Annotated in this window: 21 protein-coding genes; 10 read left to right on the forward strand and 11 right to left on the reverse strand. The window is 60.7% G+C overall.

The window, feature by feature from the left end; genetic code table 11:
* Window position 1: 1 nt before the first annotated feature.
* On the reverse strand, window positions 2–853 hold the full coding sequence (locus tag FHT85_RS11430; protein WP_112410652.1) for a 23S rRNA (adenine(2030)-N(6))-methyltransferase RlmJ: 852 nt from the start codon (window positions 851–853) through the stop codon (window positions 2–4).
* Window positions 854–934: 81 nt separating this feature from the next.
* Here FHT85_RS11430 and FHT85_RS11435 point away from each other — a divergent pair, with 81 nt between their 5' ends.
* From FHT85_RS11435 to FHT85_RS11445, 3 genes are all read left to right on the forward strand, one after another.
* Window positions 935–3,058, forward strand: coding sequence for a molybdopterin-dependent oxidoreductase (locus FHT85_RS11435; RefSeq protein ID WP_246779959.1), 2,124 nt, complete (start codon window positions 935–937; stop codon window positions 3,056–3,058).
* Window positions 3,055–3,648: an NUDIX domain-containing protein gene (locus FHT85_RS11440; RefSeq protein ID WP_112337888.1), complete on the forward strand. Its 594-nt coding sequence runs from the start codon at window positions 3,055–3,057 to the stop codon at window positions 3,646–3,648. Before FHT85_RS11435 ends, FHT85_RS11440 begins: the two co-directional genes overlap by 4 nt.
* Before the next feature lie 132 nt (window positions 3,649–3,780).
* Window positions 3,781–4,950 carry an alpha-D-ribose 1-methylphosphonate 5-triphosphate diphosphatase gene (locus tag FHT85_RS11445; RefSeq protein ID WP_112410650.1) on the forward strand — a complete coding sequence of 390 codons (1,170 nt, stop codon included), beginning with the start codon at window positions 3,781–3,783 and terminating at the stop codon, window positions 4,948–4,950.
* A 57-nt stretch (window positions 4,951–5,007) separates the two neighbouring features.
* On the opposite strand, the gene purN is transcribed toward FHT85_RS11445, so the two are convergent.
* Window positions 5,008–5,679, reverse strand: a complete 672-nt coding sequence (gene purN, locus FHT85_RS11450; protein ID WP_112410649.1) for a phosphoribosylglycinamide formyltransferase — start codon at window positions 5,677–5,679, stop codon at window positions 5,008–5,010.
* Window positions 5,676–6,749: a phosphoribosylformylglycinamidine cyclo-ligase gene (gene purM, locus FHT85_RS11455; protein ID WP_112410648.1), complete on the reverse strand. Its 1,074-nt coding sequence runs from the start codon at window positions 6,747–6,749 to the stop codon at window positions 5,676–5,678. The genes purN and purM overlap by 4 nt, the downstream gene beginning before the upstream one ends.
* Window positions 6,750–6,971: 222 nt before the next feature.
* Between purM and FHT85_RS11460 the strand changes: the two genes are divergently transcribed.
* The 4 genes from FHT85_RS11460 to ppx all read left to right on the forward strand — a co-directional run bounded on the left by FHT85_RS11460 (window position 6,972) and on the right by ppx (window position 12,627).
* Window positions 6,972–8,102: an AI-2E family transporter gene (locus FHT85_RS11460; protein WP_112410647.1), complete on the forward strand. Its 1,131-nt coding sequence runs from the start codon at window positions 6,972–6,974 to the stop codon at window positions 8,100–8,102.
* Window positions 8,103–8,104: 2 nt separating this feature from the next.
* Window positions 8,105–8,818 (forward strand): DnaA regulatory inactivator HdaA, encoded by a 714-nt coding sequence (gene hdaA / locus FHT85_RS11465; protein WP_112337884.1) that lies wholly within the window; start codon window positions 8,105–8,107, stop codon window positions 8,816–8,818.
* Between the two features lie 75 nt (window positions 8,819–8,893).
* On the forward strand, window positions 8,894–11,095 hold the full coding sequence (locus tag FHT85_RS11470; protein WP_112337883.1) for an RNA degradosome polyphosphate kinase: 2,202 nt from the start codon (window positions 8,894–8,896) through the stop codon (window positions 11,093–11,095).
* An 11-nt stretch (window positions 11,096–11,106) separates the two neighbouring features.
* Window positions 11,107–12,627, forward strand: a complete 1,521-nt coding sequence (gene ppx / locus FHT85_RS11475) for an exopolyphosphatase (RefSeq protein ID WP_112410646.1) — start codon at window positions 11,107–11,109, stop codon at window positions 12,625–12,627.
* Window positions 12,628–12,690: 63 nt separating this feature from the next.
* Here the strand turns inward: ppx and FHT85_RS11480 are convergent, their stop codons facing one another.
* The 4 genes from FHT85_RS11480 to FHT85_RS11495 form a co-directional block, all read right to left on the reverse strand.
* Entirely contained in the window at window positions 12,691–14,049 is a 1,359-nt protein-coding gene (locus FHT85_RS11480; RefSeq protein WP_112410645.1) for an esterase-like activity of phytase family protein, read from the reverse strand.
* Between the two features lie 163 nt (window positions 14,050–14,212).
* Window positions 14,213–15,265 carry an adenylate/guanylate cyclase domain-containing protein gene (locus FHT85_RS11485; RefSeq protein ID WP_112337880.1) on the reverse strand — a complete coding sequence of 351 codons (1,053 nt, stop codon included), beginning with the start codon at window positions 15,263–15,265 and terminating at the stop codon, window positions 14,213–14,215.
* Between the two features lie 188 nt (window positions 15,266–15,453).
* Window positions 15,454–16,599, reverse strand: coding sequence for a ribonuclease D (gene rnd, locus FHT85_RS11490; RefSeq protein WP_112410644.1), 1,146 nt, complete (start codon window positions 16,597–16,599; stop codon window positions 15,454–15,456).
* A 170-nt stretch (window positions 16,600–16,769) separates the two neighbouring features.
* Entirely contained in the window at window positions 16,770–18,161 is a 1,392-nt protein-coding gene (locus FHT85_RS11495) for a multicopper oxidase family protein (protein WP_112410643.1), read from the reverse strand.
* A gap of 266 nt (window positions 18,162–18,427) precedes the next feature.
* Here FHT85_RS11495 and aspS point away from each other — a divergent pair, with 266 nt between their 5' ends.
* Window positions 18,428–20,218, forward strand: coding sequence for an aspartate--tRNA ligase (aspS, locus tag FHT85_RS11500; RefSeq protein ID WP_183774080.1), 1,791 nt, complete (start codon window positions 18,428–18,430; stop codon window positions 20,216–20,218).
* Window positions 20,219–20,294: 76 nt separating this feature from the next.
* Here aspS and FHT85_RS11505 read toward each other — a convergent pair whose 3' ends face one another.
* Window positions 20,295–21,464, reverse strand: a complete 1,170-nt coding sequence (locus tag FHT85_RS11505; RefSeq protein WP_112410641.1) for a serine hydrolase domain-containing protein — start codon at window positions 21,462–21,464, stop codon at window positions 20,295–20,297.
* Between the two features lie 66 nt (window positions 21,465–21,530).
* Here FHT85_RS11505 and FHT85_RS11510 point away from each other — a divergent pair, with 66 nt between their 5' ends.
* The gene (locus tag FHT85_RS11510; RefSeq protein WP_181476343.1) at window positions 21,531–22,187 is read left to right on the forward strand and encodes a TetR/AcrR family transcriptional regulator; all 657 of its coding nucleotides are present in this window, start codon (window positions 21,531–21,533) and stop codon (window positions 22,185–22,187) included.
* A gap of 70 nt (window positions 22,188–22,257) precedes the next feature.
* Here the strand turns inward: FHT85_RS11510 and FHT85_RS11515 are convergent, their stop codons facing one another.
* Window positions 22,258–23,445: a hypothetical protein gene (locus tag FHT85_RS11515; protein ID WP_112410640.1), complete on the reverse strand. Its 1,188-nt coding sequence runs from the start codon at window positions 23,443–23,445 to the stop codon at window positions 22,258–22,260.
* Window positions 23,446–23,676: 231 nt separating this feature from the next.
* Between FHT85_RS11515 and parC the strand changes: the two genes are divergently transcribed.
* Window positions 23,677–25,935: a DNA topoisomerase IV subunit A gene (gene parC, locus FHT85_RS11520; RefSeq protein WP_112410639.1), complete on the forward strand. Its 2,259-nt coding sequence runs from the start codon at window positions 23,677–23,679 to the stop codon at window positions 25,933–25,935.
* Between the two features lie 147 nt (window positions 25,936–26,082).
* Here the strand turns inward: parC and FHT85_RS11525 are convergent, their stop codons facing one another.
* Both FHT85_RS11525 and FHT85_RS11530 read right to left on the reverse strand, forming a co-directional pair.
* A complete protein-coding gene (locus FHT85_RS11525) occupies window positions 26,083–26,472 on the reverse strand; it encodes a type II toxin-antitoxin system death-on-curing family toxin (protein WP_112410638.1) in 390 nt (129 codons plus the stop codon).
* On the reverse strand, window positions 26,472–26,693 hold the full coding sequence (locus FHT85_RS11530; protein WP_112337872.1) for an AbrB/MazE/SpoVT family DNA-binding domain-containing protein: 222 nt from the start codon (window positions 26,691–26,693) through the stop codon (window positions 26,472–26,474). The genes FHT85_RS11525 and FHT85_RS11530 overlap by 1 nt, the downstream gene beginning before the upstream one ends.
* Window positions 26,694–26,699 lie beyond the last annotated feature (6 nt).

Below are 26,699 nucleotides of genomic sequence, written 5' to 3' on the forward strand. Positions count from 1 at the left end.
CTCAATGTTCGCCGCGCAGCCAGAAGGCGCGCTGCGAGGCGAAGCGGTCCTGCGCCAGAATATCCTTCAAGGCCGGCAGCAGAGCATGCAGCTCGTCCTTGAGCGTGAAGGGCGGATTGACGATGATGAGGCCGGAGCCGGTAAGCCCGGTGAAGCCGCGATCGCTTTTGACGCTCAGCTCGGCGCAGAGCATTTTCGGAATTTCCAGCGCCTGTAGCGCCTCGTGGAAAGGCTTGATCGGCGCATCCTTCTTGATCGGATACCAGAGGCAATAGGTGCCGCCGGGAAAGCGGCGCCAGGACTTTGCGAGGCCGTCGATCAGTCGCTCATATTCGCCTTCTTCCTCGAAAGGCGGGTCGACGAGCACGATGCCGCGCTTTTCCTTCGGCGGCAGATGCGCGCCGAGCGCCAGCCAGCCGTCGAGTTCGGTGATACGAGCGTGGTGGTCGCCCTCGAAAAGGCGATGCAGCCGCTGGAAATCGTCCGGATGCAGTTCCATCGCCGAAAGCCGGTCCTGCGGGCGAAACAGCATGCGGGCGAGTTTCGGCGAGCCGGGATAGAGCCTGACGCCGCCTTCGGGGTTCAATTCCCGGATGGCGGCAAGATAGGGCTCCAGAAGCTCGGCGACCTGCGGCACGAGTTCCGCCTCCAACACCCTGCCGATGCCATCGCGCCACTCGCCGGTCTTCTGCGCTTCCTCGGAGGAGAGATCGTAAAGTCCGATGCCGGCATGCGTGTCGAGAACTCGAAACGCCTTGTCCTTGTTCTGCATGTAGCGGACGAGGCGCGCGAGAACAACGTGTTTCAAGACATCGGCAAAATTGCCCGCGTGGTAGATGTGCCGATAGTTCATTGTCGGTGAAGTCCGCATGAATTGTTGAGATGGGCCGGATTGTCTCTAGTGGCCGGACATCGCTTGAAATATACAAACATCATGAACATTGCGACCCCCATCCAAGCCAAATCGCGCATCGGCCACACAGCCTGTCCGCATGACTGTCCCTCCACCTGCGCGTTGGAGGTCGATCTGACTGAAGACGGCAGGATCGGCCGGGTTCGCGGGGCAAACGACCATTCCTACACCTCGGGCGTCATTTGCGCCAAGGTCGCGCGCTATGCCGAGCGGCTTTACCATCCTGATCGCCTGATGAAGCCGCTTCGCCGCGCCGGCGCCAAGGGCGAGGGGCGCTGGCAGGAGCTTTCCTGGGACGCGGCACTGGATGAAATCGCCGAGGCCTTCGTGAAGGCGGAAGCGAAAGACGGCAGTGAGGCGATCTGGCCTTATTTCTATGCGGGAACGATGGGCTGGGTGCAGCGCGACTCCATCGAGCGGCTGCGCCATGCCAAGCGCTATTCCGGCTTCTTCTCATCGATATGCACCAATCCGGCCTGGACCGGCTTCACCATGGCGACAGGCGTGCTGCGCGGCCCCGATCCGCGGGAAATGGGCCGCACGGATTGCGTCGTCATATGGGGCACGAATGCCGTGGCGACGCAGGTCAATGTCATGACCCATGCGGTGAAGTCCCGCAAGGAGCGCGGCGCCAAGATCGTCGTCGTCGATATTTACGACAACCCGACGATGAAGCAGGCCGATATGGCCTTGATCGTTAAGCCGGGCACGGATGCGGCCCTTGCGTGCGCCGTCATGCACATCGCCTTCCGCGATGGCTATGCCGACCGCGACTACATGGCCAAATATGCCGACGATCCCGCCGGCCTCGAAGAGCATTTGAAGTCGAAGACCCCGGCATGGGCTGCTGGCATCACCGGCCTTTCGGTTGATGAGATCGAAGCTTTCGCCAAGCTCGTGGGAACGACGAAGAAGACCTACTTCCGCCTCGGCTACGGCTTTACCCGTCAGCGCAATGGCGCGATCGCCATGCATGCGACAGCCTCGATCGCCACAGTTCTCGGTTCCTGGCAATATGAAGGCGGCGGCGCCTTTCATTCGAACAGCGATATCTTCCGCATGGACGCGAGCGAACTCACCGGCCGCGCCATGAAGGATCAGGATATCCGCATGATCGATCAGTCGCAGATCGGCCGCGCTTTGACCGGCGATGCCGTGGCGCTGCGCCATCGCGGCCCGGTGACCGCGATGCTTATCCAGAACACCAATCCGGTGAATATTGCGCCGGAGCAGCGGCTGGTGAAGCGCGGCTTTGCCCGCTCTGACCTCTTCGTGGCGGTACACGAGCAGTTCATGACCGATACGGCCGAGATGGCGGATATCGTCATCCCCGCCACCATGTTCGTCGAGCATGACGACATCTACCGCGCCGGCGGGCAGAACCACATCCTGCTCGGTCCCAAGCTTGTCGAGCCGCCGCCGACCGTTCGCAGCAATCTCTTCGTCATCGAGGAGCTCGCCAAACGCCTCGGCGTCGCGGATCGCCCCGGTTTCGGCTTCTCCGCCCGCGAGATGATCGACAGGATTCTGTCGAGGAGCGGCCTGCCGGATTACGATTACTTCCTCGAACACAAATGGTTCGACCGCCAGCCGGATTTCGAGGAGGCACATTTCGTCAACGGCTTCGCTCATCCCGACGGCAAGTTCCGCTTTCGCCCCGATTGGACCAATCAGCCGGCGCCGAACCGTCCGCCAGCATCCGTCGGTCTGCTCGGCCCTCACGTCGAACTGCCGGAGTTTCCGGACCAGGTCGATGTGATCGAGGTGGCCGACCCCGAGCATCCTTTCCGGCTCGCGACCTCGCCCTCGCGCAATTTCCTGAATTCAAGTTTCGCGGAAACGAAGACGTCACGGCAGAAGGAAGGCCGCCCCGAGGTGATGATCAATCCGGCCGACGCCGAGCGGCTCGATATCGTCAATGGCGAGCTGATCCGCATCGGCAATAGCCGCGGCGATATCCGCCTCCACGCCCGCGTGACGACGGAAGTGAGACCCGGTGTGCTGATCGCCGAGGGGCTCTGGCCGAACAAGGCTCATGTCGACGGCGAGGGGATCAATGTGCTCACCGGCGCGGACCCGGTCGCGCCCTATGGCGGCGCGGCTGTCCACGACAACAAGGTATGGCTTCGCAAGGACGTGGCATGAGTAAATTCGAAAACGCGAAAGCCGAGATCGTCAGCGAAAAGACGCTGGCGGACCAATGGACGCGGCTGAGTACCTTTGAGGTCGATTACACGGATTCACGAGGCGAAAGACATCGCCTGAAGCGCGAGGTCTATCATCGCACGCCGGCGGCCTGCATCCTCCTCTATGATCCCAAGCGCGAAACCGTGGTGCTCGTTCGGCAATACCGTCTGCCGGCCCGGCTGGTCGGCGAGACGTCCTGGATGATCGAAGTGCCCGCCGGATTGCTCGACGGCGACCAGCCGGAAGCCGCGATCCGCCGCGAGGCTATGGAGGAGACCGGCTTTCGCGTGCGCGACGTCCGCTTCCTGTTCAAGGCGATGACCTCGCCCGGCTCCTCGACGGAGGTCATTCATTTCTTCGCCGCCGTGATTGACACGTCCGACCGTGTTGCCGATGGCGGCGGGCTTGCGGAAGAGCATGAGGATATAGAGGTGCTGGAAGTTCGCCTGCCCGATGCGATTGTCATGATCGAGACCGGCGATATCTGTGACGCCAAGACGATCATGCTGCTGCAATGGGCGGCCTTGAATGTCGCCAGCCTGAAATAGGCGGCTGCGTGGGTGGGAGCTTGCTCTCCCATTCATCACATTGTCACGAATCGAGCTTACCGGGGCGTGCGGCCGAAGACACTCGAATGCTTCCGCCCTTCCTTCGCTTATGGATGTTTCAGGAGAAAGCCGATGTGGCTCAGCAATTTCACGCTCGTTCTTCCTCATGAAGTCATCGAGAAGGGCGCAGTGCGCATTGAGGACGGCGTGATTGCCGAAATCCGCTCGGAGCCGGTGGCGCAGCCAACGTTCGATGGCGGTGGCCGCTTGCTGATGCCGGGCTTCGTCGATCTGCATTGTGACATGGTGGAGCGCGAGATCGCGCCGCGGCCGAATGCGATGATGCCGATCGATTTCGGCATTCACGAGCTGGACAAGAAGCTGGCGGCGGCTGGCGTCACCACGGCCTTTGCGGCGCTCTCCTTTGCGACCGAAAGCGTCTACGGCCATGTCCGTTCGCTCGAAACCACCTCGGCGGTGATCCGCGGCATCGGCAGCCTGCGCGATGAGCTCCTGATCGACCACCGTGTCCATGCACGCTACGAAATCACCAATCTCGGCGCGGCGCCGACCCTGGAGCGGCTGCTGGAAGAAGGCTCCGTCGATATGATTTCGCTCACCGACCACACGCCGGGGCAGGGGCAGTATAACGACATCGAAAGCTATATCCGCAGCATGTCCGAGCGTCGGTCCATGTCGCGCGAGGCGGCCGAGGAGGTTGTGGCAAAGCGCATCGCACAGCGCGAGGACCCTGAGATCGAACGCAAGCTGCATGACGTGGTTGAACTTGCGCTGAAGCACAAGCTATCGCTCGCCTCGCATGACGACGACAGTGCCGAAAAAGTCGCCGCGATGCACGATCTCGGCGTGACGATCAGCGAATTTCCGGTGACGGGACCTGCCGCGGAGGAAGCCTGCCGTCGCGGTCTCTGGACCCTGATGGGCGCGCCGAACGCACTGCGCGGCCAGTCCATGTCCGGCAATCTCAGCGCCCTGAATGCGGCGCGCTCCGGCCTGCTCGGCATCATCGCGGCTGATTATCACCCGGCGGCCTTTGTGCCGGCGATCTTTAAGATCGCCGATGTTGTTGCCGGCGGTCTGCCGGCGGCGGTTGCGACGGCAACCTCCAACGCTGCCCGTTCGGCCGGTCTGACGGATCGCGGTGAGATTGCTGTCGGTCAGCTTGCCGATCTGGTCGCCGTCGAGCCCGGCTCGGTTCACCGCATCCGCGCAACCTTCCGCGGCGGCCGCATCGTCTATAGCGACGGCACGCTGCATCCGCTGATGGCAATTGCGGCTTGAGGAAGGGCGATTGAGAGCGGCGGATGAGGGGGACTGCTTGCCGCCGGAATTCCTTATTTAACCTATGTCCCCAAGCAGTGACAAAACCTGCCGTCCATCGACAGCAGGCGTTTTGCCGAGGCTTATGGCCTTGCCGCCTTCCATCCTGACCTTGCCTTCCGCCAGAAGCCGCAGCGATTGCGGATAGATCTGATGCTCGACTGTAAGTACGCGGGCGGCAAGGCTGTCGGCGGTATCGTCGGTCAAGACAGGCACGGCAGCCTGGCCGACGACAGGACCTTCGTCCATGCCCTCGGTGACGAAATGCACGGTGCAGCCAGCGATGCGCATGCCGGCGTCGATCGCGCGCTGATGCGTGTGCAGGCCGGGAAAAAGCGGCAGCAGCGACGGATGGATATTGATGATCCGGCCCTCATAGGCCTGGATGAAGCGGCCCGAGAGCAGCCGCATATAACCGGCAAGGCAGATGATGTCGGGGGAGAGGGCTTCCAGCTGCGAAAGGATCGCCTCTTCATGGGCTTCCTTGCTGACAAATTCCTTGCGCACGAAAGCGAAGGTCGCAATGCCTTCAGCCGCGGCTTTTGCCAACCCGCCCGCATCCGCCTTGTCGGAGATGACGCCGACGATCTCCGCTGGATAGTCCACTGCCTTGGTGGCTTTCAGAAGAGCCAGCATGTTGGAGCCGCCGCCCGAGATGAAGACGACGACGCGTTTGCGCGGCGTGGTCATAGAGCGAGCGTGCCCTTGTAGACGGTGCCGGGAGCGCCTTCTTCGCGGGCAATCATGCGGCCAAGGGTAACGACCGCTTCGTCTTCAGCTTCAAGCGCGGCCTTCACGGCGTCGACATTTTCCTGAGCGACGACCACGATCATGCCGATGCCGCAGTTGAAGGTGCGCAACATTTCCTTGGCCTCGACGCCGCCCGTCTTGGCAAGCCAGGAGAAGACCGGCGGCACCTTGACGGCGGCCAGATCGATCTCGGCGGCGAGATGCTTCGGCAGTACGCGCGGAATATTCTCCGGGAACCCGCCGCCGGTGATATGGGCGAGAGCCTTGAGGGCATGGGTTTCACGGATCGCCTTGAGTAGTGGCTTTACATAGATGCGCGTCGGCGTCAGCAGCGCTTCGCCGAGCGCCTTGCCTTCGGCGAAGGGAGCCGGCGCATCCCAGCCGAGGCCAGAAAGCTCGACGATCTTGCGCACCAGCGAGAAGCCGTTGGAGTGAACGCCTGATGAGGCGAGGCCAAGAATGATGTCGCCTTCGGCAATATCGCCGGACGGCAGCAGCTGACCGCGTTCGGCCGCACCGACGGCAAAGCCGGCCAGATCGTAATCGCCGTGGGAATACATGCCCGGCATTTCCGCAGTCTCGCCGCCGATCAGCGCACAGCCTGCATCGCGGCAGCCGGCAGCGATGCCGCCGACGATCGCCGCTCCCTGGTCGGGGTCGAGCTTGCCGGTGGCGAAGTAATCGAGGAAGAACAGCGGTTCGGCGCCTTGGACGACCAGATCGTTCACGCACATGGCAACGAGGTCGATGCCGACGGTGTCGTGATAGTTGGCGTCGATCGCGATCTTCAGCTTGGTGCCAACGCCATCATTGGCGGCGACCAGTACCGGATCGGTAAAGCCGGCGGCCTTGAGGTCGAACAGGCCGCCGAAGCCGCCGATCTCGCCATCGGCACCCGGCCGGCGCGTCGAACGGACGGCAGGCTTGATCTTCTCGACCAGCAGGTTGCCGGCGTCGATATCGACACCCGCGTCGCTATAGGTCAGACCGTTTTTTCCAGACTGGCTCATGCTTCCGCCTCCGATGGCCGCCCGTCCATTATGACAGGGCTTTGATCGGGTCGCCATTGCATGATAGGGGCCTTTATGCAAGGCGCAAGCGCCGCAAACCCTTCGATTTTCCCCGCTTCCCATTGCTCAGGGCAGATTTCCGGCCGCAGACTTGACCATAATTGCGGCATCATCCTATGTCCTAAGCACACGGCAAACGGGCGCGGAGTAACGGGGAAGACGATGGAGCAAAAGGTCAGCGGGGCGAGCCTCAAGCGTCAAGTCACCTTCTGGGTGATCGTGCTCGTCGTTTTCATCGCCTTTATCTATATCTTCAGCACGATCCTGCTGCCGTTCATCGCCGGCATGGCGGTCGCCTATTTCCTCGATCCGGTCGCCGACCGGCTGGAACGGATCGGCCTCAGCCGCCTTATGGCAACGGTGGTGATCCTCGTCTCCTTCGTGCTGGTCTTCGCACTGGCTCTGACGATCTTCATCCCGATCATCGTCAATCAGTTCAACGATTTCATCCAGCACATTCCGACCTATGTGCAGCAGATCCAGCAGCTGATCGCCAAGGCGCAGACCATGGTGCTGCCGGACTGGATCCGCAACCAGCTCGGCGCGATCAAGGACAATTTCTCCAGCATCATGTCCGAAGGTCTGAGCTTTGTCGGCGGTCTGTTCGCGCAGCTCTGGAGCTCCGGCAAGGCGCTGGTCAACATCCTCTCGCTGATGGTCGTCACACCCGTCGTCGCCTTCTATATGCTGCTCGACTGGGATCGGATGGTCGCCAAGGTAGACGACTGGATCCCGCGCGATCATGTTGCCACCGTTCGCGAAATCGCCCGCGAGATCGATCAGGCGATCGCCGGCTTCATCCGCGGGCAGGGCTCGCTTTGCATTATTCTCGGCGTCTACTACGGCGTCGGTCTGTCGCTGGTCGGCCTGAATTTTGGCCTGTTGATCGGCCTCTTTGCCGGCATGATCAGCTTCATTCCCTATGTCGGCTCGATGGTTGGCCTCGTTCTGGCCGTCGGCGTCGCGCTCGTTCAGTTCTGGCCGGACTATCTCTGGGTCGGTCTGACGCTCGTCGTCTTCTTCACCGGCCAGTTCCTGGAAGGCAATGTGCTGCAGCCGAAGCTCGTCGGCGAAAGCGTCGGCCTGCATCCGGTCTGGCTGATGTTCGCGCTTTTCGCCTTTGGCGCGCTCTTCGGCTTCGTCGGGCTGCTGATCGCCGTTCCTGCCGCTGCAGCCTGCGGCGTTCTTGTCCGCTTCGCCCTTTCGCGCTACCTTCAGAGCGATCTCTATTACGGACGCTCGGAAGCGGGCAAGGCGCGCAGAGCCAAGGCCGGCAAGATCGAGAATAGCTAGACATGACCGACGCAAAGAACGCTGATCTAAGGCGCAAGGCCGCCGAGCAGCTGCCCTTGGCCTTTACGCATGACCCCGCAAACGGGCGCGACGATCTGCTCGTCGCCGATCCCTTGAGCGCGGCGGTGAGGATCATCGATTCCTGGCCACACTGGCCGTCGCCGGTGGTGATCCTGGCGGGGCCTGTCGGTTCGGGCAAATCGCATCTCGCCAGCATCTGGACCGAGCGGTGCGGCGCCGTCCACATTCATCCTGTCTCCGGCTCCGATGCGGCAGTCGCAGCGGCGAACGGCCCCGTCATCTTCGAAGACGTGGATCGCATCGGCTTTGACGACACCGCACTCTTCCATGTCATCAACAGCGTTCGCGAAAACGGCACCAGTCTTTTGATGACGAGCAGGCTTTGGCCGATGTCCTGGCCGGTGACACTGCCCGATCTGCGCTCCCGCCTGAAGGCGGCAACGGTGGTCGAGATCGGCGAACCGGACGAGGAATTGCTGTCGCAGGTGATCGTCAAGCTCTTCGCCGACCGCCAGCTTTATATCGATGACAAACTCGTCCTTTATATCGTCAATCGCATGGAGCGTTCCTTAAACGCGGCGCAGCTGATTGTCGACAGGCTGGACCGGCTGGCGCTTGGACGGGGAACAAGGATCACGCGCCTGTTGGCCGCCGAGGTCCTGAACGAGCTGGGCAGTTCCGGCCAGCCGGATTGAGCTGGCCGCGGCTGTCACAGTTCCGTCGTCAAACTGATATAGGTGGCACAAGATTGGAAAGAGGGTAGGTGGAACATGGACTCGGCACTCACGGAACATCAGGACGCCAACCAGGAAAATCCAGAGGCGGCACCTGCGGTCAGCGAATTGATGACCAGCCCCGAGCGCTTCATCAATCGCGAATTTTCCTGGCTGCAGTTCAACCGCCGCGTCCTTGAGGAGACGCTGAACACCGCTCACCCGCTGCTGGAACGTGTCCGCTTTCTCTCGATTTCCGCCGCCAACCTCGATGAATTCTTCATGGTGCGCGTCGCCGGCCTCGAAGGCCAGGTGCGCCAGAAGATCCTCGTGCGCACTCCAGACGGCAAAACACCCGCCGAACAGCTCGATGATATCCTGCGCGAGATCGACAATCTGCAGATGGAGCAGCAGGCCTCGCTGGCTGTCCTGCAGCAATATCTCGCCAAGGAAGATATTCTGATCGTCCGGCCGGCTGCCCTTTCCGATGCCGATCGCCAGTGGCTGCACACCGAGTTCGAGCAGGCGATCTTCCCGGTCCTGACGCCGCTCTCCATCGACCCGGCCCATCCGTTCCCGTTCATTCCGAACCTGGGTTTCTCGATTGCGCTGCAGCTCAAAAGCATGAACGGCCGCGAACCGATGACGGCGCTGCTGCGCCTGCCGCCGGCGCTGGACCGCTTCGTGCGCCTGCCGGACGCCAGCAACGTCATCCGCTACATCACGCTGGAAGATGTGGTGAACATCTTCATCCATCGGCTCTATCCGGGCTACGAGGTTCAGGGCTCGGGTACCTTCCGCATCATCCGCGACAGCGATATCGAAGTCGAGGAAGAAGCCGAAGACCTGGTGCGCTTCTTCGAAACCGCGCTGAAGCGCCGCCGCCGCGGTTCCGTGATCCGCATTGAGACCGACTCCGAAATGCCGCTCGAGCTCCGCCAGTTCGTGGTGGAGTCGCTGAACGTCCCGGGAAACCGCATCGCGGTTCTGCCCGGCCTGCTGGCGCTCAACACGCTCTCCGAAATCTGCAAGGCGCCGCGTGACGATCTTCGTTTCGAGCCCTATAATGCCCGATTTCCTGAGCGCGTCCGCGAACATGCCGGCGATTGCTTCGCCGCGATCCGTGAAAAGGACATGGTCGTCCACCACCCCTACGAGTCCTTCGACGTGGTGGTCCAATTCCTTCTCCAGGCTGCTAGGGATCCTGATGTTCTGGCGATAAAGCAGACGCTTTACCGCACCTCCAACGACAGCCCGATCGTTCGCGCGCTGATCGATGCAGCCGATCTCGGCAAATCGGTTACGGCGCTGGTGGAACTGAAGGCGCGCTTCGACGAAGAAGCCAACATCCGCTGGGCGCGCGATCTGGAACGCGCCGGTGTGCAGGTCGTCTTCGGCTTCATCGAGCTCAAGACCCATTCGAAGATGTCGATGGTCGTCCGTCGCGAGGACGGCAAGCTGCGCACCTATTGCCATCTCGGCACCGGCAACTACCATCCGGTCACCGCCAAGATCTACACCGATCTTTCCTACTTCACCTGCGATCCGAAGATCGCCCACGACATGGCGAATATCTTCAACTTCATCACCGGCTATGGCGAGCCGGAACACGACATGAAGATCGCGGTCTCGCCCTATACGCTGCGTCCCCGCATCCTCCAGCATATCGAAGGCGAGATCGAGCACGCCAAGAACGGCCATCCTGCCGCGATCTGGATGAAGATGAACTCGCTTGTCGATCCCGACATCATCGACGCGCTCTATCGCGCCAGCAATGCCGGCGTCGAGATCGATCTGGTGGTGCGTGGCATCTGCTGCCTGCGTCCGCAGGTACCGGGTCTATCGGAAAATATCCGCGTCAAGTCGATCATCGGCCGCTTCCTCGAGCACAGCCGCATCTTCTGCTTCGGCAATGGTCAGGGCCTGCCGTCGGACAAGGCGCTGGTCTATATCGGCTCCGCCGACATGATGCCGAGAAACCTCGACCGCCGCGTCGAAACCCTCGTGCCGCTCACCAACAAGACCGTGCATGAACAGGTGCTTTCACAGATCATGCTGGGCAATATCATTGACAATCAGCAAAGCTACGAGATATTGCCGGACGGGACTTCACGGCGCATGGAAGTGCGTCAGGGAAAAGAGCCATTCAATGCGCAGCAATATTTCATGACCAATCCCAGCCTGTCTGGCCGTGGTGAAGCCTTGAAATCCAGCGCTCCGAAACTCATCGCTGGACTGCTGTCGGGCCGCAACAAATAAATTGGACCTGCATGGTTGAATCAGAAGCCCAGGGGCGTCTTCCGGGCATCGCCCCTGTCTCCGTTGTCGATATCGGGTCGAACTCGGTCCGTCTTGTCGTCTATGAAGGCCACTCGCGGTCGCCAACCATCCTCTTCAACGAAAAAGTGCTGTGCGGCCTCGGCAAGGGCATAGCGCTGACGGGGAAGATGGACGAGGAAAGCGTGGCGCGGGCGCTTGCAGCCCTGCATCGCTTCAAGGCGCTGTCGGATCAGGCGCGTGCCTCCACCATATACGTCCTGGCAACGGCCGCGGCACGCGAAGCCAGCAACGGTCCGCAGTTCATCCATCAGGCCGAAGCCATCCTCCAGCGCAAAGTGCGCGTGCTGTCTGGCGAAGAAGAGGCACGTTTCTCCGCGCTCGGCATCATCAGCGGCTTCTTCCATCCCGATGGCATTGCCGGGGATCTTGGCGGCGGCTCGCTGGAGCTGATCGACATCAAGGACCACGAGATCGGCAAGGGCATCACGCTGCCGCTCGGCGGCCTGCGCCTGTCCGAATATGCCGGCGGCTCGATCGATAAGGCGCGCAGCTTCGCGCGCAAGCATGTCAAGACCGCGAAACTATTGAGCAAGGGCGAGGGCCGCACGTTCTATGCGGTCGGCGGTACATGGCGAAGCGTCGCCAAGCTGCACATGGAAATCCGCAAATATCCGCTCCACATGATGCAGGGCTACGAAGTGCCGCTCGATGAGATGCTGCGGTTCCTGGATCAGATCGTCGAAGCGAAGGATTCAAAGGATCCGGCATTTCAGGCGGTGTCCAAGCATCGCCGTTCGCTGCTGCCTTTCGGCGCAGTCGCCATGCGCGAAGTGCTGACGGCCATGACGCCGTCCGTCATCTCCTTCTCCGCCCAGGGTGTTCGTGAAGGTTATCTCTATTCGCTGCTGACCGAGGCCGAGCGCAACAGCGACCCGCTGCTCACCGCCGCCGGCGAGCTTGCCATCCTGCGTGCGCGCTCGCCGGAACATGCCCGCGAGCTTGCCGATTGGACCGGACGAATGATGCCCTTCTTCGGGATCACCGAGACTGACGAGGAAAGCCGCTATCGTCAGGCAGCCTGTCTGCTTGCCGATATCAGCTGGCGCGCCCATCCGGATTATCGCGGCCTGCAGGCGCTGAACATCATCGCCCACACGTCCTTTGTCGGTATCACCCATGCCGGCCGCGCCTTCATCGCACTTGCCAATTACTATCGCTTCGAGGGCTTGAACGACGACGGTGCGACCGAGCCGCTGGCAACGATCGCTACGCCGCTTTACATCGAACGCGCCAAGCTGCTCGGCGGCCTGCTGCGTGTCGTCTATCTCTTCTCGGCGTCGATGCCCGGTATCGTGCGCAATCTGTCGTTCCGCCGTTCGACAAAGCCTGATCTCGATCTCGAATTCGTCGTTCCCTCTGAATATCACGACTTTGCCGGCGAGAGGCTGGACGGCCGCCTGCAGCAGCTCGGCAAGCTCACCAACCGTCGCCTGGCTTTCTGCTTCGAATAGGCTTTGTGTTGCATGGGATTGAAGCCTCTCCCTGTACGGCAGGGAGAGGCGGTTTCATTGTGCTTACTTCGCGTTCAGGAAATCGGCGACTTCGAGCAGGCTGAATTCATTGTCGTCAGCCTTGTTGACCGCGCGGCCTGCGGAGAAGGGCAGGTTATTGTCGTTGCCGATGACGATATGCGTGGCATCGACGCGGTCGACATTCTCGATGGTGACGAAGGGCATGTCGTAGAAGCCTTCACCGCCGCCCTGGCGACGCTTGTGGTCCGGATCTTCGATGCGCATCAGATCGATGTAGCCGATCTTGCGGACGGACTTGCCGACATTGGCGTCGCTGAATTCGATCTTGTAGACGCGCTTCAGCTCTGCCGGGGCCTCGAAGCAATCCGGCTTCGGCTGCTTGGGATCGGCGCAGGCCTTGTCCTTCGTGCCGGCGCCATTGTCGCGTTCGATGACGAGGGCAGTCTTTTCATCGAGCATGTTGAAATCGCCGATCGACACACCCTTGTCCGCGAAGGGATAGAGCCAGCTGCGGCCAGTCCAGCTCTTCGAGGTGACGTCGAATTCGATGACACGGATGGCCGTCTTGCCATCGACGCTCTCCATCTGGCCGTCATCCTTGTAGATCGGGCCCTCCAGCAGGCCGTAGAGCTTGGAGCCGTCCTTGGACATGGCGAGACCTTCGAAGCCGCCCGAGCGCTTCAGATTGAAGGCCGGCATCTTCTGCGTGGGGTTACCCGGCAGCTGGATCAGCGGATTGTCGGGCGACATGACCGGCTTACCGTCGAGCGTCGTTGCGAAGACGTCGGTCAGTTGGCCATCGGTGTCGAATTTCAGCAGGTAAGGACCGAACTCGTCGCCGATCCAGAAGCCGTCGGCAACCGGCTGGATCGATTCGATGTCGAAGTCGGCGCCCGTCAGGTAACGCTTTTCGGCACCTTCCATGACGATCGGGAAGGGGGCCTTCTTGTTCGGGTCGGACAGGAACAGGTTCTTGACGACCTCGATTTTGCCGCTGTCCCAGTCGAGCTTCAGCTGATGCAGGAAAAGCATCGCGTCCGACGAGTTCTGCTTGGAGCCGAAGCCGTTGTCGGAGAGTGTCCAGAAGGTGCCGTCGGGCATGGTCTTGATGCCAGAGAACCCCTGGATCGGCTGGCCGGCGAAGGGCAGCTTCAGGTCGGTGACGCGGGCGCCATCCTTGCCCGGCACGGTGCCGAGAGCGTCCGTGCGCTTGCGATCCGGCGTGGTGAACTTGCCTGAAGTCTTCAGGAAATCTGGTGCATCGGCAGGAGCGGCAGTGATGGTGTTGGCCGGCAGGATCGCCTGGCCGACGAGCTTTGCCTTGAACTGCTGCTCGTCTGCCTGGGCCGAGCCGGCAAGCAGAATGAAGAGTGCCGCGGAAGCGGAAAGGATTCGGGTCATCGTGTCACCTTGTGGTGGAGAGTGGCAAAAACAACTCCGCTTAACAGGCGACCCATATCTGCAAATTAACGCTTAGGTGAAGATTTGGTGACTGTGGACAACCCATAGGCTGTGAAGCCCAGGCGTGCATCAATATCGAAATGCAGCCTAAAATTCGTATTGCTTACGATCTGCCGCGAACGGTCTTCAACGCTTGCCGGTCCTGCGTATGAAGGGCGATGACGCCAAGGTGCTGATCGCGGCCGCGAACGGCATGTTCGCCGAGCTCTTCCTTGATGATCCCTTCGGGAAGCTCCATCCGTCTGGCAAGGTCGCTGGAAATCAGCACCTGGCGCTCCAGTGTTTTGCAGAGAGACTCCAGCCTTGCGGTCGTATTCACCGTATCGCCGAAATAGGCGATCTTGTGGTGCTCGACGCCGATTTCCGCCGTCACGATGCTGCCGCCATGGAGAGCGGCTCTAAGACGCGGCACCCTGCCGTAAGATTTCAGCCATGCTTCGGCGTTTCTTTCGATATCGTCGAGGATATTGAAGACGCAGCGGACGCAATTGGCATTCTTGACACCGCGTCGAAGCGGCCAGGTGATGATCGCGGCATCGCCGATATAATCGTCTATCGCGCCCTTGTGCCGCCGTACGGGTTCAGCCATGGCGGCGAACACTGCGCCCAGGAATTCCTGTGTTTTCAGGTCGCCATGCTCCTCGGCGAAGGCAGTCGAGCCAACGAGATCGACGAAGAGGAACACGCGCTCTTCCTGTACCGGATTGCGGTACCGGCCGGTCAGCAGGCTGAGAAAGACGTCGCGGCCGAGCAGTTCCCGCACGCGGCCGATGAAGATGATGATGGCGGTCACAACGACAGCATAGAGATAGACGTCGATCTTCAGCAGCGTGAGATCTTCCCAGGAGCCGTCGACCAGGCCCAGCAGTTTCATGAGGCTGCCGGCCGTGGCATAGCCGACGCTCATCAGCAGGAAATCGACGATGAGAGCCGAAGGGATGAAGGCCGGCGTTGGCAGGAGATGCATCCAGACGTTCAGCCGCGGCAGGATCATTCGACGCTCGAAGGCCAGTAGCGGCATACCGCAGAACAGGGCGAAGATCGCACCGATATACATTGGCGCTTGCGGGAAGAATATCTTGCCGTAGATGACGCCAGTCGAGGCGACAAGCAGCGATATCAGGATCCAGTTGCGTATCGAATGGAGAATACCCATTCACTTTTCCGCCGAGAAACGACGCCTGTCATCGACGCGGGATTGCGCCAGCAAACTGGAACGTCATCGAATAGAACGATTACACAGGACGTTCATTCCACGAGATTTGCGGCGCAATCGTGATGCGGCGGGCCTCTCGGTTCGCGAATCATACGCAATCGCAACGCGCCGGGAAAGGGGAATCGCGGCTAGAGGGCGACGGTCTCGATCCGCTTGCCGACGAAGCGCAGGGCCACCTGGCCTTGGATCAGTTGCAGGGCCGTCTCGCCGAAGAGATCTCGACGCCAGCCGGTCAGAGCCGCGACATCGGCCTTCTCTCCTTCGGCGGCGATCTTATCGAGATCCTCACTGTTGGCGATGACTTTCGGCGCGACGCCATGCTTTTCGGCAATCAGCTTCAAGAGGACTTTCAACAGTTCGGAGGCCGCTGCGGTACCCTCGGGAGCCTGCTGGTGGCGCGGCGGATGCGGCATTTCGGATTTCGGCAGCGCCAGCGCCGCGTTGATCGCTTCAAGCACCGCCGTACCGGCGGCAGAGCGTTCCCAACCCTTCGGGATGGTGCGCAGCCGCGCAAGCGCCTCGGTGTCCTTCGGTTGCTGCTGGGCGATCTCATAGATCGCATCATCTTTCAGTACGCGTGCCCGCGGGACATTGCGTGCGCGGGCCTCGCGCTCGCGCCAGGCGGCCACAAATTTAAGGACGGCCAGTTCCTGCGGCTTGCGCAGCCGCATCTTCAGCCGCTGCCAGGCATCGTCGGGGTGCAGGTCGTAGGTCTCGCGCGCCTCCAGGATCGCCATCTCCTCCTGCAGCCAGGAGGCGCGTCCTTCGCGCTGCAATTGCTCCTGGAGCGAGAGATAGACGTCGCGCAGATGCGTCACGTCGGCAAGCGCGTAGTCCAGCTGCTTTTCCGAAAGCGGCCGCCGGCTCCAGTCGGTAAATCGCGAGGATTTATCGATATGGACGTTCTTGATGCGGCTGACGAGCTGGTCGTAGGAAACCGAATCGCCGAAGCCGCAAACCATTGCCGCAACTTGCGTATCGAAGATCGGATGCGGAATGAGATTGCCGCGATGGAAGATGATTTCGATATCCTGGCGGGCAGCATGAAACACCTTCAAAACCGATGAGTTGGCCATCAGTTCGAAGAAGGGTGCCAGATCCAGCCCCTTGGCCAGCGGGTCCACCAGCACTTCGGTGGTGGGGCTTGCCATCTGTATCAAACACAGCTCCGGCCAGAAGGTCGTTTCTCGCAGGAATTCCGTATCGATGGTAATGAATTCCGACTTGGCCAGCTCTTGGCAGGCCGCCTCCAATTGGGCGGTAGTTTCGATCATGTCAACACATTCAATGGTAAAATACTTCCTTAACTTCCTTCTCCTTTCAGCCCGATATGTCAATACTTTCGCGGACAAAGCCCTTGCCGCATTTCGCTTTTCGCTGAAATTGCCGGGGACTGCGGCAGCTTCCATTGAAACCGCATGCAATTGGGGTGGCTTACGATCGGCTATGCCACCCGCACGTAACTCGTCATGCCCGTCTTCTGGTGCTCGATGATATGGCAATGCAGCAGCCAATCGCCGGGATTGTCGGCAACGAAGGCAAGCTGCACTTTCTCGTCCGGCTGAATCAGATAGGTATCGGAGACAAAGGGCTGCACCTGCCGAGTCGAAGATGAGAGGACCGTAAAGCTCATCCCGTGCAGGTGGATCGGGTGGCTATGCGGCGTGACGTTTTCCATGTCGATGACATAGCTTTTGCCGAGCTTGAGTTCGGCAAGCGGGGCTGTGGGATCAGGGGTATCGCCTGGCCACGGCACCTTGTTGATAGCCCAGAAGCTGTAGCCGAGCGAGCCGCATATGCTGTTGTCGGCGGTGTTCTCCGCCGTCGAGCTCAGGATCAGCGGAATATGGGTGGCGGAACCGAGGTCTGCCTTCTGCACGGGATTATCTTCGAGCGGCCCCAGATCGCGCACGTCGTGCTTCAATGATGCGCCGACGGCGCGCAGCGTCGCCAGCACTTTCGGATTGGTGCCCTTGATGTCTTCGAGCTTGACGACTGCGCCTTCGCTGTCGGGCATGCGTACGGCAAGCTCGAGCCGTTGTCCGGGGCCGAGCTGCAGAAGATCGAGCGGAAAGCGCTGTGGCACGGGATTGCCGTCGATCGTGATCACTGTCGCCTCGGCGCCGTCCATGCGGAAGGAATAGATGCGCGTGACATCGGTAATGGCAATGCGCAGCCGCACCAGCCCGCCGGAAGGCGCGTCATATTGCGGCTCCTGTTGCCAGTTGGCGGTCCGGACGGTGCCGTAGGTGCCGGATTTCGCGGCATCCCGCGGCCTGAATTGCGCAATGAACTGTCCGTCTCCCCCCAGTCGCCAGTCGCGCAAATTGAGCACGACTTCCGAATCGAACGCCGGATCCTTGGGGTTTTCGACCACGATGACGCCGGTCATGCCGTGGCCCATCTGCTCCAGCGTATTGCAGTGCGGGTGATACCAGAAGGTGCCGGCGTCGGGCGGCGTGAAGGCGTAGTCGAAATGATCGCCGGTATAGACATAGGGTTGGGTGAGAAACGGCACTCCGTCCATGTTGTTGGGAAGCCGGATGCCGTGCCAGTGGATAGTCGTCGGATCGTCTATGCCGTTGATCAGTCTCGCCGCGAAGGGCTCGCCCTTCTTCATGCGCACGACCGGCGGCATGCCGGCATCGCCATAAGTGAGCACATTCCTGGTCTTGCCGCCGTCGGCGAGGCTGGCCTCGATCTTGGCCGTCTTCAGCGTGAGTGGCTCGGCCGCCGCTGCCTTGCCCGCAAACTTACCGGCGATCCCGAGGCCGACGCCATAGGCGCCGGCTACGGCTGAAGCTTTCAGGAGATTGCGGCGGGTGAGGATTGGCATGTCGGGCTCCGGGGGGCGAAGATATACGAGTGCTTGTTTAAAGTTGACTCGAGCATTCAGCAATAGCATCGAAGTAGCCAAACCGCCGCAGCGGCTACTTGCGCATAGTGTGTTGGATATCGACTGAAACAGCTTTAAGCTGACTTCCGGTGTTCGAGCCTTGACAAATCGGGCGCGCCATGCGCTTTTCCGCCCGATTTTCTCGTCGGCAGGCGAGGGGCTTGCATGTCCTTTCGCCGCGGCCCGCCAAGTCCAGGATATATACTATGCATCGCTATCGCAGCCACACATGCGCCGCCCTGCGCAAGTCCGACGTCGGTTCGACCGTCCGTATTGCCGGCTGGGTTCATCGCGTCCGAGATCATGGCGGCGTGCTGTTCATCGACCTGCGCGATCACTACGGCATCACCCAGGTCGTTGTCGACCCTGATTCCCCAGCCTTCAAGCTCGCGGAGACCGTTCGCGGCGAATGGGTCATCCGCATCGACGGCCTGGTGAAGGCACGTACCGAAGACACGATCAACAAGAACATGCCGACCGGCGAGATCGAGCTTTACGCGCAGGAGATCGAAGTGCTCTCCGCCGCCAAGGAGTTGCCGCTGCCCGTTTTCGGCGAGCCGGACTATCCGGAAGACGTTCGCCTGAAGTATCGCTTCCTCGATCTTCGCCGTGAAACGCTGCACCGGAACATCGTCAAGCGCACGCAGGTCATTTCCTCCATGCGCCGCCACATGGGCGAAGTCGGCTTCACCGAGTACACGACCCCGATCCTGACGGCCTCGTCGCCGGAAGGCGCGCGCGACTTCCTCGTGCCGAGCCGTATCCATCCCGGCACCTTCTACGCGCTGCCGCAGGCGCCGCAGCAGTACAAGCAGCTGCTGATGGTTGCCGGCTTCGACCGCTACTTCCAGATCGCTCCGTGCTTCCGCGATGAAGACCCGCGTGCCGACCGTCTGCCCGGCGAATTCTATCAGCTCGACCTCGAGATGAGCTTCGTCACCCAGGAAGACGTCTGGAACACCATGGGTCCGCTGATGACCCAGGTGTTCGAAGAGTTTGCCGAAGGCAAGCCGGTCACGAAGGAATGGCCGCGCATCCCCTATGACGTCGCCATCCGCAAGTACGGCTCCGACAAGCCGGACCTGCGCAATCCGATCGTCATGGAAGCCGTCACCGAGCATTTCGCCGGTTCCGGCTTCAAGGTCTTCGCCAACATGATCGCCTCTAACCCGAAGGTTGAAGTCTGGGCCATCCCGGCCAAGACCGGCGGTTCGCGCGCTTTCTGCGATCGCATGAACGCCTGGGCGCAGAGCCAGGGCCAGCCAGGCCTCGGCTACATCTTCTGGCGCAAGGAAGGTGAGAAGCTCGAAGGTGCAGGTCCGCTCGCCAAAAACATCGGCGAAGAGCGCACCGACGCGATCCGCACCCAGCTCGGCCTCGATGACGGCGACGCTTGCTTCTTCGTCGCCGGCGATCCCGCCAAGTTCTACAAGTTTGCAGGCGAGGCCCGCACCAGGGCTGGCGAGGAGCTGAACCTGGTCGACCGCGACCGTTTCGAGCTGTGCTGGATCGTCGACTTCCCGTTCTTCGAATGGAGCGAGGAAGAAAAGAAGGTCGACTTCGCCCATAACCCGTTCTCGATGCCGCAGGGCGGCCTTGAGGCGCTGCAGACCCAGGACCCGCTGACGATCAAGGCGTTCCAGTACGACGCCGTCTGCAACGGCTTCGAAATCGCTTCGGGCTCGATCCGTAACCAGTCGCCGGAGGCCATGGTCGCCGCTTTCGAAAAGGTTGGCCTCAGCCAGGCTGATGTCGAAGAACGCTTCGGCGGTCTCTATCGCGCCTTCCAGTATGGTGCGCCTCCGCACGGTGGTGCGGCCTTCGGTATCGACCGCATCGTTATGCTCCTGGTCGGCGCCAAGAACCTGCGCGAGATTTCGCTGTTCCCGATGAACCAGCAGGCGCAGGATCTGCTGATGGGTGCTCCCTCGGCCGCAACGCCGACGCAGCTGCGCGAACTGGCGATCCGGCCGGTGCCGCCGGTCAAGAAGGACTAAGTCCTCCAAGGTTTGTCAAAATGCAAAACCCGGCGACCGAGATCGCCGGGTTTTTTGTTTGGGACGCTGATCTCAATCAAATCGCGGCATAGACCGCTTTTGCCAGATCCGTGGTGAACTGACCCCACATACCCTCAAGGGCCGTATTGGTCAGGGCGACCACCGTCAGGCCCTTTTCGGCGTCGACGAACCAGCTATGCCCGTAGACGCCTCCCCATTTGATCGTGCCAGCCGAGAAGGGAACCTGCGCGACCACGGGATCGAGGACAACGGACCAGCCGTAGCCGAACCCGAAACCGGCCTGCTGCGCCTGCATATGCCCGCCCGCCTGATCGGCTATCATGGTTTTCACCGTGTCGGCCGATAGCAGCGGTGCACCGCCCTTCCTGATCGTGTCCAGAATGGCAAGGATGTCGCTTGCCGTTCCGGCCATGCCGGCGCCGCCGGAGTGGTAGGAAGCGGGGTCGAATATCCTGTCGGGTGCAAAACGGATCGTGCCATCGAAGATCGGAACGAGCGCCTCGTCACCCATCCGTTGCGGCTCGGGAGCAGCGTTCACATAGGCGGCCGCCAGGCGGCTGCGGTCGCGCACGTAGAAACCGGTGTCGGAAAGGCCGAGCGGCTTCATGACAAGATCGACAACCGCATCGCCGAGCGGTCCGCCTGTTTCCTTCTCGATGATGCCGCCGAGGACATCCATCGCCAGGGAATACTGCCAGCTTTCACCGGGCGCGAAGAGAAGGGGCGCGCTGGCAAGGCGCTGGAGGTTGTCTGCCAATGATCGGCCCGGCGTGTCCAGACCGTCGGACACGCCTGCGCGGTGATAAGGGCCGTCCTGCGGCTCGGCGAATGTGTAGCCCAACCCGGAGGTATGGGTGAGCAGATGCCGGATGCGGATAACGGCTTCGCCGCCATCGGGCATGCGCGGCCGGAAATCCGGCAGCCACTTGGTGATCGGATCGTCGAGACCGATGCGGCCTTGTTCGACGAGCCGCATGGCGGCGATAGTGACCATCGGCTTGGTGACGGAGGCGAGACGGAAGATGGCATCTTCCCGCATTGCTACCTTGTTTTCGCGATCCGCCAGACCGGCGGAGCGAGCGTAGACCAATTCTCCATCCTGAGCGATCAGAACGACGGTTCCGACTAGCCTTTTGTCCGCGAGAGCGGAATCGATTGCAGCATCGACGCCTTCAGCAAGGCTGCCGTTGCCGAGAGGAACGGAATTTTCCAGGGGAAGACTCATGGCGCAAAACCTTCTATAATCACAATGACCGTTCCTGAATAAACCAAGTCAGGAAATAATTCTAGAGTGACCATTGTGAAAAATATTGAAGAGAAGGAAAATTCTTCGCCACGCAAGCGCGGGCGCCCGCCTGCCTTCGATCGCGAAACGGTTCTTGCCGCCGCCCGGGATACTTTCTGGCAGCATGGCTATGACGGTTCCTCCATTGCCGATCTGACGGCGGCGATGGGCATCACGCCGCAAAGCCTCTATGCCGCCTTTGGTTCTAAGGCCGAGCTCTATCGCGAGACGCTCGATCAATATCGGCGCATGCCCCGGCCGGAACCCGGCAATCCCTTTCAAGACAAGATCGATACCGTGACTGCCTTCGAGCGCTTTCTGACGAACTCCGCCAAAATCTTCACGGCGCCGGAGCATCCAAAGGGCTGCATGATATCCACGGCGGTGCTGAATTGCGCGGAAGAGAACGAGCCGATCGCCCATCATGTCGCATCCATGCGCCTGCAGACGCTGGATATCTTCACCGCCCGTATCGAACGCGGTATTGCGGAGGGCGATATTCGGCCGGAGGCTAATCCCCGGTCGCTCGCGCGTTTTCTGGGCGCGATCGTGCAGGGCATGTCCGTTCAGGCCCGCGACGGCGCGACCACGGACGAATTGCTCGCCCTCTTGTCTCATGCGCTCAGCGAACTGAAAACCTATCAGGTGCGGCAGGAAGCCTGAGCCAAGGCAAAGAAAAACCCGGCGACCGAGATCGCCGGGTTTCTCGATAGTATCGGGAACGAACGACGGCTTAGTCGTTCGAGGAAACCTTGAGGCCGATAACCTGCGGGATCGTCGTCGGCGCGCCCATGGCAGCGCCGATGATCATCGGCACCGGCACCGGCTTGCCGGGGGCGGCGGTGACGGTCAGGCTCTTCGGATTGTCGAGATAGGCATTGACTGCCGATGAGACGGCGTTCTGCAGTTCCGGAATGTTGAGCTGCGCCATCATGATCGGCGTCATTGCCTTCAGCGTGTCGGCGAGCTGCTTGCCTGTAACGCCCTGCTGCTTGCCGGCGAAATCGAGCGCGCGTGCCGTGATCGACGCATCGTCGAAGCGGATCTGGGCGCTGTTGAAGGTGAGCTGCTGCAGCAGGCCGAGCATGGCGAGGCCGGCGGACTGCTGTGCTTCCTGCTGGTTCGGATTGGAGCGAACCGTCTTCAGCGCATCCTGCAGCGACTTGGCGAAGGCAGGCGTGTAGCCGGAAATGCTGAAGGCGAGGTTCAGCTTGCCAATGTCCCTGAAGTCGAAGGAATATTCGCTGATGTTGATCGTGCCGGGTCCCATATCCCAGCTGCCCTTCATGGAGACAGTGCCGTCGATCTGCTGCAGCTTCAGCGCTTCGATGGCTTCCTTGGTCTTCGCATCGTCGACCTTGCCGAGATCCGCCTTGATGCCATTGATCTTGGCATCGAAATCGAGGCCTGATTTGTCATCGCGCTTCTTCGTGTTGGCGTCGGCGCCCTCGATCGAGAATACCTCGACATCATCCTTGGTCACGGAAACGGCGCCGGCATGGGCACTTTGGTAGTAGAACAGCGAGCTTAGGTCACCCTTGCTCGCGTCGGCCGGGATCTCGACACCGGTCAACTTGAGGTCGGTGGCGGAAACAGAGGCGCCGTCCTTGGTGAAATCGACATCCGCAAAATCGATTTCCTCGATCGTGTAGCCACCGTTGTTTTCCTCGACGCCATCAAGGGTGATGTCGCCGAGCGGAATGCTGTCGTCCATGCCGGCTGCCTTGAAGCTTGCGCCCTTCAGCGTCACTGTGCTGCCGTCGACATCGATGCCGGTAGCGGCAATCGAACCGCCCTGCTGGCCGTAGAGGTCGTTGATCTTCTTCAGCAGATCATTGCCGTCGAGCGCGAAAGCGGAGCTGGCGAAAGACAGCATGGCGGCGCTGCAAAGCATCAGCCGCGTAGTCCGGTAGAAAGTCATTATGGCGTTTCCTCTTTAAGCCGGTGGTATGGGCGGGAGCATACAGATTGAGCGTGTGCTGCGCTGACTTATATTGATCTTTCTCTGAAAATCCAATGACAATGAACGTTGAAGGCAGGCGCGGCAAAAATGTCTCGGTTGTCATTTCGCAAGAGTGCTGAAACGCCTTCATCCACAGGTGCTTTCCACCGATTTCTTGCTGTGAATCGCCATCTCTTATAGTCAAGGATCATGGGAAAAAATCTGACACCGCCGCCCGGTGAAGGCGACGACAATATCCTTCCGGTCGATCTGAAGGCGGCGCTCGAAGAGCGCTACCTGGCCTATGCCTTGTCGACGATTACGCAACGCGCGCTTCCGGATGTTCGCGATGGGCTGAAGCCGGTGCATCGCCGCATCGTCTATGCGATGAGCGAGATGGGGCTGCGCCCCAATGCAGCTTTCCGCAAATGCGCCAAGATCGTCGGCGAGGTGATGGGTAACTATCACCCGCATGGCGACCAATCGATCTATGATGCGCTGGCGCGCCTGGCTCAGGATTTCTCGCAGCGCTACACGCTGGTCAACGGCCAGGGCAATTTCGGCAACATCGACGGCGATAGCCCAGCCGCGATGCGTTACACCGAATCCAAGATGACGGCGGTTTCCGAACTGCTGCTCGAGGGTATCGATCAGGACGCGGTCGATTTCCGCGACACCTATGACGAGTCGAATTCTGAACCGATCGTTCTGCCTGGAGCTTTTCCCAATCTGCTCGCCAACGGCTCTTCGGGTATCGCTGTCGGCATGGCGACCTCTATCCCGCCGCACAATGCTCACGAGCTTTGCGACGCCGCGCTGCATCTGATCAAGGATCGCGATACGACGGTCGAGAAGCTGGTGGAACTCTATATTCCCGGGCCGGACTTCCCGACCGGCGGCATCATTATCGATGATCGCCAGAGCATTATAGAAAGTTACAAGACCGGTCGCGGCGGCTTCCGTGTCCGGTCCAAATGGGAGATCGAGGATCTCGGTCGCGGCGGTTATCAGATCGTTGTCACCGAAATTCCGTTCCAGGTGCAGAAGTCGCGGCTGATCGAAAAGATCGCCGAACTGCTGCTGGCGCGCAAGCTGCCGTTGCTTGAGGATGTCCGTGACGAATCCGCTGAGGATATCCGCGTCGTTCTCGTGCCGAAGAGCCGCACCGTCGACGCGACGATCCTGATGGAATCGATGTTCAAGCTGACGGAGCTGGAAAGCCGGTTCCCGCTCAATATGAACGTTCTGTCCATGGGCCGCATCCCAAAGGTCATGGCGCTGAACGAAGTGTTGAAGGAGTGGCTTGATCATCGCCGCGAGGTGTTGCTGCGCCGCTCCCGCTTCCGCCTGGCCGCCATCGAAAAGCGGCTCGAAATTCTCGGCGGCTTGCTGGTCGCCTATCTCAACATCGATGAGGTCATTGCCATCATCCGCGAGGAGGATGAGCCGAAGCCCGTCATGATGGAGCGGTTCGGCCTGACGGACAATCAGGTCGAAGCTATCCTCAACATGCGGCTGCGCTCTTTGCGCAAGCTGGAAGAGTTCGAGATTCGCAAGGAATTCGACGGCCTGACGAAGGAGAAGGCCGACATCGAAGCACTGCTGGCTTCGGACGAGAAGCAGTGGCAGACGGTTGCCTGGGAAATCGGCGAGGTGAAGAAAAAATTCGCCAAGGCGACCGAGATCGGTCGCCGCCGCACGCAGTTTGCCGAAGCGCCTGAAGCTGATGATGAGGCTATCCAGCAGGCGATGATCGAGAAGGAGCCGATCACCGTCGTCGTCTCGGAAAAGGGGTGGATCCGCGCCCTCAAGGGCCACATTTCCGATACGTCCTCGCTGACCTTCAAGGAGGGCGACGGTCTCAAGGTTGCCTTCCCGGCGCAGACCACGGACAAGATCCTCATCATCACGACGGGCGGCAAGGCCTACACGCTCGGCGGCGACAAGCTGCCCGGCGGCCGCGGTCATGGCGAACCGCTGCGCATCATGGTCGACATGGAAAACGATCAGGATGTGCTGACCGCCTTCGTCCACGATCCCCAGCGTAAGCAGATGATCGCATCGACGGCGGGCAACGGCTTCATCGTTGCCGAGGCGGAACTGGTCGCCAATACCCGCAAGGGCAAGCAGATCATGAACGTCTCCTATCCCGACGAGACCAAGCTTCTCGTCCCGATATCAGGCGATCACGTTGCCGTGGTCGGCGAGAACCGCAAGATGCTCATCTTCCCGCTCGCGCAGGTGCCGGAAATGTCACGCGGCAAGGGCGTGCGCCTTCAGAAATACAAGGATGGCGGCATCGCCGATGTCAGGTGCTTCGCGATTGTCGATGGCCTGACATGGGAAGACAGTGCCGGCCGCACCTTCACCAAGACCAAGGACGAATTGGTGGAATGGCTGGGCGACCGCGCCGGCGCCGGCCGAGCAGTGCCGAAGGGCTTCCCCAGAAGTGGCCGGTTTTCGGGGTGAGGCGCAGTCGGGCAAAGCCCGAGCAATCGGCCCGGCGGGTCGATTGTAGCGATGAACGCCCTGAGCCCTAGCGAAGGGCCGAGTGGTGCGTCGTCTCGACTGCGTCTGGGCGGAACCTTGACGAGGGCGGATCGACGCCTGAGGGCTTCAATCTGTGTAGGGAACGCAGACGTCTCGCAGGAAACGTGTCGCTCCCTCTTCATCGATTTCTCCGGCGGCCACTGCTACGACGAAGCTGTAAAGATTGGCGTCTGTCGTTTGAATACGGTGGCCGTTTTCCATAAGAAAAACTGCTGTCGCCACGATGGCGATGCGCTTGTTGCCATCTATGAAGGCGTGGTTTTTCGCGAGCCCGAATAGATAAGCGGCCGCTAGTTCGATGATATTATCACTGCCGTATTGAGCTTTGTTAATCGGGCCTGCCAAAGCGGATTCAAGGGAGCCCTCGTCTCGTAGACCATAGGAGCCGCCGAACCTTTTGATTTGCATCTTATGCAATTGCTCAATGAGCGGCCTAGTCAGGAAGATAAAGGGCATTATTCTGCCAGCTTCTTCAGTGCAACTTTGTATTGATCCATGAAGCGCTGCGCATGCTCTATCTGGCGTGCAAAATCCGCGTCAGCCGGCTGCATCAGCAATCCGCCATCTTTCAAACTGAGTTCCAAGCTGTCACCGGCTCCGAGACCAAGCTGATCCAAGACTTCTTTCGGAATGATAACGCCTTCGGAATTGCCGATCTTGCGGATGGTGACGTTCATGTCTCA

The organism is Rhizobium sp. BK312, assembly GCF_014193605.1.
Classification (GTDB): domain Bacteria; phylum Pseudomonadota; class Alphaproteobacteria; order Rhizobiales; family Rhizobiaceae; genus Rhizobium.

Coding starts and splice junctions, on each gene's coding strand:
- FHT85_RS11430 (WP_112410652.1), bottom strand. CDS start 853: ATGAACTATCGGCACATCTACCACGCGGGCAATTTTGCCGATGTCTTG.
- FHT85_RS11435 (WP_246779959.1), top strand. CDS start 935: ATGAACATTGCGACCCCCATCCAAGCCAAATCGCGCATCGGCCACACA.
- FHT85_RS11440 (WP_112337888.1), top strand. CDS start 3,055: ATGAGTAAATTCGAAAACGCGAAAGCCGAGATCGTCAGCGAAAAGACG.
- FHT85_RS11445 (WP_112410650.1), top strand. CDS start 3,781: ATGTGGCTCAGCAATTTCACGCTCGTTCTTCCTCATGAAGTCATCGAG.
- purN (WP_112410649.1), bottom strand. CDS start 5,679: ATGACCACGCCGCGCAAACGCGTCGTCGTCTTCATCTCGGGCGGCGGC.
- purM (WP_112410648.1), bottom strand. CDS start 6,749: ATGAGCCAGTCTGGAAAAAACGGTCTGACCTATAGCGACGCGGGTGTC.
- FHT85_RS11460 (WP_112410647.1), top strand. CDS start 6,972: ATGGAGCAAAAGGTCAGCGGGGCGAGCCTCAAGCGTCAAGTCACCTTC.
- hdaA (WP_112337884.1), top strand. CDS start 8,105: ATGACCGACGCAAAGAACGCTGATCTAAGGCGCAAGGCCGCCGAGCAG.
- FHT85_RS11470 (WP_112337883.1), top strand. CDS start 8,894: ATGGACTCGGCACTCACGGAACATCAGGACGCCAACCAGGAAAATCCA.
- ppx (WP_112410646.1), top strand. CDS start 11,107: ATGGTTGAATCAGAAGCCCAGGGGCGTCTTCCGGGCATCGCCCCTGTC.
- FHT85_RS11480 (WP_112410645.1), bottom strand. CDS start 14,049: ATGACCCGAATCCTTTCCGCTTCCGCGGCACTCTTCATTCTGCTTGCC.
- FHT85_RS11485 (WP_112337880.1), bottom strand. CDS start 15,265: ATGGGTATTCTCCATTCGATACGCAACTGGATCCTGATATCGCTGCTT.
- rnd (WP_112410644.1), bottom strand. CDS start 16,599: ATGATCGAAACTACCGCCCAATTGGAGGCGGCCTGCCAAGAGCTGGCC.
- FHT85_RS11495 (WP_112410643.1), bottom strand. CDS start 18,161: ATGCCAATCCTCACCCGCCGCAATCTCCTGAAAGCTTCAGCCGTAGCC.
- aspS (WP_183774080.1), top strand. CDS start 18,428: ATGCATCGCTATCGCAGCCACACATGCGCCGCCCTGCGCAAGTCCGAC.
- FHT85_RS11505 (WP_112410641.1), bottom strand. CDS start 21,464: ATGAGTCTTCCCCTGGAAAATTCCGTTCCTCTCGGCAACGGCAGCCTT.
- FHT85_RS11515 (WP_112410640.1), bottom strand. CDS start 23,445: ATGACTTTCTACCGGACTACGCGGCTGATGCTTTGCAGCGCCGCCATG.
- parC (WP_112410639.1), top strand. CDS start 23,677: ATGGGAAAAAATCTGACACCGCCGCCCGGTGAAGGCGACGACAATATC.
- FHT85_RS11525 (WP_112410638.1), bottom strand. CDS start 26,472: ATGCCCTTTATCTTCCTGACTAGGCCGCTCATTGAGCAATTGCATAAG.
- FHT85_RS11530 (WP_112337872.1), bottom strand. CDS start 26,693: ATGAACGTCACCATCCGCAAGATCGGCAATTCCGAAGGCGTTATCATT.